General features: G+C 59.7%; 4 protein-coding genes and 5 pseudogenes. 4 read left to right on the top strand and 5 right to left on the bottom strand.

Annotation, left to right across the window (positions count from 1 at the left end):
- A pseudogene (locus X756_RS1000000169210) lies at nucleotides 1–97 on the bottom strand (DNA-binding response regulator); the annotation flags it as partial.
- Between X756_RS1000000169210 and X756_RS1000000169625 the strand changes: the two are divergent.
- Nucleotides 78–452 carry an acyl carrier protein gene (locus X756_RS1000000169625; protein ID WP_348529842.1) on the top strand — a complete coding sequence of 125 codons (375 nt, stop codon included), beginning with the start codon at nucleotides 78–80 and terminating at the stop codon, nucleotides 450–452. The pseudogene X756_RS1000000169210 and the gene X756_RS1000000169625 sit on opposite strands and share 20 nt — an antisense overlap.
- 105 nt (nucleotides 453–557) lie before the next feature.
- Here X756_RS1000000169625 and X756_RS136325 read toward each other — a convergent pair whose 3' ends face one another.
- From X756_RS136325 to X756_RS01000000166465, 3 genes and pseudogenes are all read right to left on the bottom strand, one after another.
- Nucleotides 558–1,175, bottom strand: coding sequence for a hypothetical protein (locus tag X756_RS136325; protein ID WP_023679572.1), 618 nt, complete (start codon nucleotides 1,173–1,175; stop codon nucleotides 558–560).
- Nucleotides 1,175–1,354: a hypothetical protein gene (locus X756_RS136330; protein ID WP_031194388.1), complete on the bottom strand. Its 180-nt coding sequence runs from the start codon at nucleotides 1,352–1,354 to the stop codon at nucleotides 1,175–1,177. The genes X756_RS136325 and X756_RS136330 overlap by 1 nt, the downstream gene beginning before the upstream one ends.
- Nucleotides 1,351–2,093 (bottom strand): annotated as a pseudogene (locus tag X756_RS01000000166465) (IS6 family transposase). The gene X756_RS136330 and the pseudogene X756_RS01000000166465 overlap by 4 nt, the downstream one beginning before the upstream one ends.
- Nucleotides 2,094–2,371: 278 nt before the next feature.
- Here X756_RS01000000166465 and X756_RS0136225 point away from each other — a divergent pair.
- The 3 genes and pseudogenes from X756_RS0136225 (at nucleotide 2,372) to X756_RS1000000168495 (ending at nucleotide 3,877) form a co-directional block, all read left to right on the top strand.
- Nucleotides 2,372–2,749, top strand: a complete 378-nt coding sequence (locus tag X756_RS0136225) for a hypothetical protein (protein WP_023690673.1) — start codon at nucleotides 2,372–2,374, stop codon at nucleotides 2,747–2,749.
- Nucleotides 2,750–2,947: 198 nt separating this feature from the next.
- Nucleotides 2,948–3,147 (top strand): annotated as a pseudogene (locus X756_RS1000000168500) (DUF1403 family protein); the annotation flags it as partial.
- A 50-nt stretch (nucleotides 3,148–3,197) separates the two neighbouring features.
- A pseudogene (locus X756_RS1000000168495) lies at nucleotides 3,198–3,877 on the top strand (IS6 family transposase).
- Nucleotides 3,878–4,141: 264 nt separating this feature from the next.
- Here X756_RS1000000168495 and X756_RS01000000166460 read toward each other — a convergent pair.
- Nucleotides 4,142–5,651, bottom strand: a pseudogene (locus X756_RS01000000166460) (KUP/HAK/KT family potassium transporter); the annotation flags it as partial.
- Nucleotides 5,652–5,884: the final 233 nt, after the last annotated feature.

Genomic DNA, 5,884 nt, shown 5'->3' with positions numbered 1-5,884 from the left:
CGTGGACTGCGGTTACCTTCAGGGCATGCATCGTGAGATACTCGGCGATGAGGCGCCGCATTGCGGCATCATCGTCAATGACAAGAACATGTTTCAACGGCACACCTCGTTTTGGGGGTTGCGCCCCGATCAGGGTTGCATTACCTGAATCTGCAAGCAAAAGGCATGTATTAGTGATGACATTACTTGAAATTGAACAACTGGTTCTCAAAACCCTCAACGCTCTAGTTGCCGAAAAAGTAGAGGTGTCGATGACAACCAGAATGCGGGATCTCGGCCTCGACAGCCTCGACTATAACGAGCTTGCTACGGCGATCGAGAGCCGACTTGGCTGGTTTGTCGACGATTACAAGCTCTGGCAATACGAGTCCGTAAGGCATGTCGCCGACGCCGTCGCCAGTCAGGAGTTGCGCACCGCGGAACCACCAGCAGTGCGACAAGTGCTGGAGTAGTGCTGTAGGCACAGGTTACGGTGAGGGCAGCTTGGGCGGCGGTAGCTATTGCCATTGCTCCGCTGTGGTTTCTATTCGTGACTGGTGTGTTTGAGAACTGTTGGGTCAGCCCGGTCCATGTCGCAGTGCCGATGCCCCCTTGGTGGCGTTGCCCGCAATTGCGATCGCTGCGCCCAGGGCACCAATGCTGACGGTCGTTGTCAGGCCACCCGTTGAATTGTTGTCAGAGGCAACAGTGCCCACCACACCATCCCAATTGGTGGTCGTATAGACCGACATGTAGTCACGGAACACGCTCTCACTATACGTGGTCACGATCGTTGCCGTCGTACCGGTTGGCACGAGGGCCGACCACACTGACAGATAGACCACACCAGAATTGAAGATGCTTTCCACCTGAGCGAGAAGGGTGGCAGCCACACCCCCAATCGTCATACTGTTGACGGTCACTGCACTTTCGGTGTCAGTGGTCTCAGTTGTCACGATGACACGACGATTAGCGTGTGGCGCGACAAGAAGCGGAATGCTGGTGTGGGTGTAAACGGTCGTGGCAGTCGAGTCTTCGTGAGTGCCATTGAAGACCAGATCTATCGGGAACATTTTCTCCCAGACGCCCGAGCTGCGCACATAGACCTGTCGAGCCTTGGTCCAGAGGCTTGAGATTTTCACCCATACGGCGCTAGCCGCCCCCCAGACCCCGGAGGCTTTGACGTAAAGGGCCATTACGGCTGCACCCAGAAATCACCGTCCACGCCGCCAGAAGGGGCAGCGGCCGAGATCGTGACGCTGCGATTTGCCATCGTGCCGACGCCGAGAAGCGCCTTGGTCTGGGCAATGGACTGCGGTCGACGATAATTGTCCCCGGTGCCGTCACTCGACACGCGACCGACGAAGCTCGTCACAGCGTCGGCACCTGTGGCGTAGGTCGAGCGGTACAAACGCGTCGTGATATCACCAGCGCCATCGCGCTGAGGCGATGAACATGTATGGCGAGAGCAGAACGTTTGGGGCGGGACGAAGAGGTTGCGGAGGGCTGACAAGGTCGAGACGAAGCGTTGCAGGCCTCCCTGCGATCGGACCTCTGCATCATCCGCTCCCGTTTTCGCGGCGGCACATGGGAATTCTCCGCTCCGTTGTTCAACCCCTTGTGCGACCGGTGCTTGACGTCCGGCATCACCTGTCGCTTTGCCGCTACATACGAGCGCAGCTAGTCGGTGATCATGCGCTTCGGCGCGAGCCCCTGCTTCTTCAACGGCCGCGTCAGCAAGCGCTTGGCGGCCTTGGTGTTGCGGCGGTTTTGCACGATTTCGTCCAGCACATATCCATCTTGGTCGACGGCGCGCCACAACCAAAGCTTTTTGCCGGGCGATGGTGACGACCACTTCGTTCAGGTACCAGACCTCATTCCGGCACGGCGGCTTGCGGCGCAAGCAGCGAGCGCAGTCCAGCCCGAACTTAGATGCCCCACCGGCGACTTGTCTCATACGAAACCACGATGCCGCGTTCCAGCAGCATTTCCTCAACCAGGCGCAGGCTCAGCGGAAACCGGAAATAAAGCCAGAGCGCGTGGGCGATAATAGGCGGCGCAAATCGGGGGGCGTGTAGCTGACGGCGGGCGTATTCATGCCACCCGGCGTCCATGTCGCAAATCTTGACGATTGCTTTGTGTGTCAAGCCCGCCGCAGGTCTCAACGCGTTCATATGCAGACATTGTGAAAATCGCCCTATTCCGCCTTTTTTTACCGCCCCTTAAGTCCCCCGCTCGCATGCTTGTCGATGCATTGAACTCACAGCCATCGGCCAAGGATTTTGGAAAATATGTTTCCGCTCGCAGCAGAAAACGTGAGAGTCGCTGTAGGCCTAACGTCAAGGGGAGAGAGCGGTTTGATTGGACGAAATGGGTACCGGAGTACCGAGTCATGAAGCCACGAGGTAATCTGGTCCGACTGAAGCAATTTCAGGTGAATGAGAAGCGACGACAGTTGCACCAGCTAGACATCATGATTGCCGATTTCGAACGCATGGCGCGAGAACTGGAGTTCCAGATAAACGCCGAGGAAACGAAGGGCGGCATCTCCGATGTCAATCATTTCGCTTATCCGACGTTCGCCAAGGCCGCTCGCCTACGTCGTGACAACGTCAAGAATTCGCAATCGGACCTTCTGCGGCAGAGAACCGCAGCCGAGCCATGCCTCGCCGAGGCTGAAGCAGAGCTCTCCAAGGCGCAATTGCTAGAATCGCGCAGCGGCAGAGGCCACGACCTCGAACCCGGCAACCGAAGCGCCATGATCGGCTGAGCCGGACGGCTTCAGCGCGCCTCAATTCGCGACACCTACTGGCGGTTGGCGCGCGAGAGGCGTGCGGGCACTGTAAAGATATCAGCGTCTTGATGCAGCGATAGCTGGTCGGGACGGCTGTCATGCTGCGGCGACATACGCGATTTCGTCCAGATTTGCATAGCGGCGTTACGCAGGTATGGGGGAAAGTGGAATTGGTTGGCAATCGGATCATCGGTGGAGACGAACCGCTGCCGGCGGACCGGCGCCTGGCGGCAACGCCTGGCGCTTTCGGCGGCGGCGGTAACGGCAAAGCAGGCTGGCCGCGTCGAGGATGAAGCGGCCCCTGCGTGATGCCGTTCTGCTCACGGCCGGGAGACGGGGTCGGCCCCGCCGGCCGGATGCTGCTCGCTTGGCGCGGCACCGTAAAGTCAGCCGACAGCTTATGAAGATGTGCTTACATTGGGCCATGTCAGAAGTTGCTCGTGGTCCGCTCTATGGTCGCCACCGCTTTCCCCCGAGATCATTGCGCACGCGGTATGGCTCTACTTTCGCTTTCCGCTCAGCCTGTGCATGGTTGAGGACATGCTGGCGGCCCGCGGCATCATCGTCACGCATCAGACCGTTCGAAGCTGCGCGGAGAAATTCGGACGGCATTTCGCCCAGGAGATCAATATCAGCCGGCTGCCTGGGCGACAAATGGCATCTCGACGAATGTGTCGTGGCTATCAGTGGCAAGAAGCAGTGGCTCTGGCGTGCCGTCGATCAGGACGGCTTCGTCCTCGAAGTGCTGGTACAAAGCCGCCGAAATGCCAAGGCGGCAAAGCGTCTGATGCGCAAGTTGCTGAAAGCTCAAGGGCGGACACCACGGATCATGATCACCGACAAGCTCCGATCCTATGATGCCGCCATGCGCGACCTCATGCCCGGCGTCGAACACCGGTCGCACACAGGCCTGAATAATCGAGCGGAAAATTCGCACCAGCCGACCCGACGACGCGAAAGGATCATGAAACGCTTCAAGTCGGCACGCCAGCTTCAGCGGTTCGTTTCCATCCATGATCCGATTGCCGACCTGCTCACTTTCCCTGCAATGCGCTGTCATCGGCTCAACATCGAGACCTGCGTAACGCCCCCATGCAAATCTGAACAAAATCGCGTGTGTCGCCACAGCGTGACAGCCGTCCCGGCCAGCTATCGCGTGCATCAAGCCGCTGAAACTTACAGTGCCGGGCGCGCTGCTACCTGGATTTCCTTACCCGCTCAATCAATGTGACAGCACCGATTCTTCTCAACCGCGGCATGCCCTAAATCGTCACTTGCGTTCCGATCTCGACCACACGTCCGGTCGGGATCTGGAAATACTCCGTCGCATCGGCCGCCGAGCGGGCGAGCCCGATNCAGATTGCCGGCGAGGAAATCGAGCGGGATTTCGTTGCGCCGGGTCTTGTCGAACAGATAGCGGCTGCCGCGCACCCAGGTCCACATCGCCAGAACGATGGTGAAGGCCACCGCAAGCGACGCCCAGCCGCCCTCGAACACCTTGACGATGTTGGAGGCAAAGAAGCCGATGTCGATGAACGCGAACACCGCCGTCATCGCCACCGCCACCCACAGGCGCCATTTCCAAATGCGCGTCATGACGACGAACAGCAGCACCGTCGTCACCAGCATGTTGCCGGTCACCGAGATGCCATAGGCGGAGGCCAGCTTGCTCGATTCGCCGAAACCGACGACCAGCAACATCACTGCCAACGCCAGCATAACGTTGACGCGCGGCATGTAGATCTGGCCCGACTGCCGTTCCGACGTGTGCAGGATTTCGAGGCGCGGCAGCATATTGAGCTGCACCGCCTGCCTGGTCAGCGAGAAGGCGCCCGATATGACCGCCTGGCTGGCGATGACCGTCGCCGCGGTTGCCAATACCACCATCGGGATCAGCGTCCAGCCTTCGTTCATCTCGAAGAATGGATGGCCGACGTGACCGTTCTTCGCCAGCACGAAAGCGCCCTGCCCGGCATAGTTTAGCAGCAGGCAGGGAAACACGATGGCCAGCCAGGCGAGCACGATGGGCTTGCGGCCGAAATGGCCGAGATCGGCATAAAGCGCTTCGGCACCGGTGACGGCGAGGAAGATGGCGCCGATGGTGACGAAGGCGACATCGGGCGAATTGATCAGGAAGGCGACGATGTAGTGCGGGCTGACCGCCCACAGGATTTCGGGATCGGCGATGATGTGGTTCAAGCCCGAAAGACCGATGGCCAGGAACCAGACCGCCGTGATCGGGCCAAAGATCAGCGCCACACCGCCGGTGCCGAAGCGCTGCACCGAAAACAGGATCGCCAGGATGACCAGCGTCAGCGGCACGACGTAGGGCTGGAAGGTCGGGGTAACGACATTCATGCCCTCAACCGCCGAAAGCACCGAGATTGCCGGCGTGATGACGGCGTCACCGAAGAACAATGACGCGCCGACAACACCGATGGCCAGGATGATCGCCGAGCGGGTCGGGAAACTGCCGCGCGCCAGCGCCATCAGCGACAGCACGCCGCCCTCGCCTCGGTTGTCGGCTCTGAGCACGAACATGATGTATTTGATGGTGACGANCCATCAGCGACAGCACGCCGCCCTCGCCTCGGTTGTCGGCTCTGAGCACGAACATGATGTATTTGATGGTGACGATAATCGTCAACGACCAGATGATCAGCGACAGCACGCCCAGAATATCGCCGCGCTCGGCGATTTCGCCGCCGGAGGACGCAACAAGCGCTTCCCGGAAGGCGTAGATCGGGCTGGTGCCGATGTCGCCATAGACCACACCGAGCGCGCCCAGCATCAGAAACTTGGTGCTGTGCTGTTCGATTTCGGGATGGCTCGATTGTTCGACGGGTTCTGCCTCAATACCAGCATTGGTAAGGGCCATGGACGACACTCCGATAAGCGCGCGGTGCTCTACGCTTGCTGCGATGCAATATCAAGTGCCGTGACGGTAGGGCTACCATGTTCCCAGCGCAGGGCTTGCCCCGCAATGACCGGTGCGTGGCGTCAAAGGCTGCCGGAAACCTCAGATCGCCACCTGCGTGCCGATCTCGACCACACGTCCGGTCGGGATCTGGAAATACTCCGTCGCATCGGCCGCCGAGCGGGCGAGCCCGA

The organism is Mesorhizobium sp. LNJC405B00, assembly GCF_000502615.1.
Lineage (GTDB): Bacteria > Pseudomonadota > Alphaproteobacteria > Rhizobiales > Rhizobiaceae > Mesorhizobium.
The sequence above is the reverse complement of the archived record's forward strand: the minus strand, read 5'-3'. Positions and strand labels throughout refer to the sequence as shown.

What these genes read in the sequence shown, in the direction of transcription:
- X756_RS1000000169625 (WP_348529842.1), top strand. Translation starts at nt 78, where the DNA reads ATGACAAGAACATGTTTCAACGGCACACCTCGTTTTGGGGGTTGCGCC.
- X756_RS136325 (WP_023679572.1), bottom strand. Translation starts at nt 1,175, where the DNA reads ATGGCCCTTTACGTCAAAGCCTCCGGGGTCTGGGGGGCGGCTAGCGCC.
- X756_RS0136225 (WP_023690673.1), top strand. Translation starts at nt 2,372, where the DNA reads ATGAAGCCACGAGGTAATCTGGTCCGACTGAAGCAATTTCAGGTGAAT.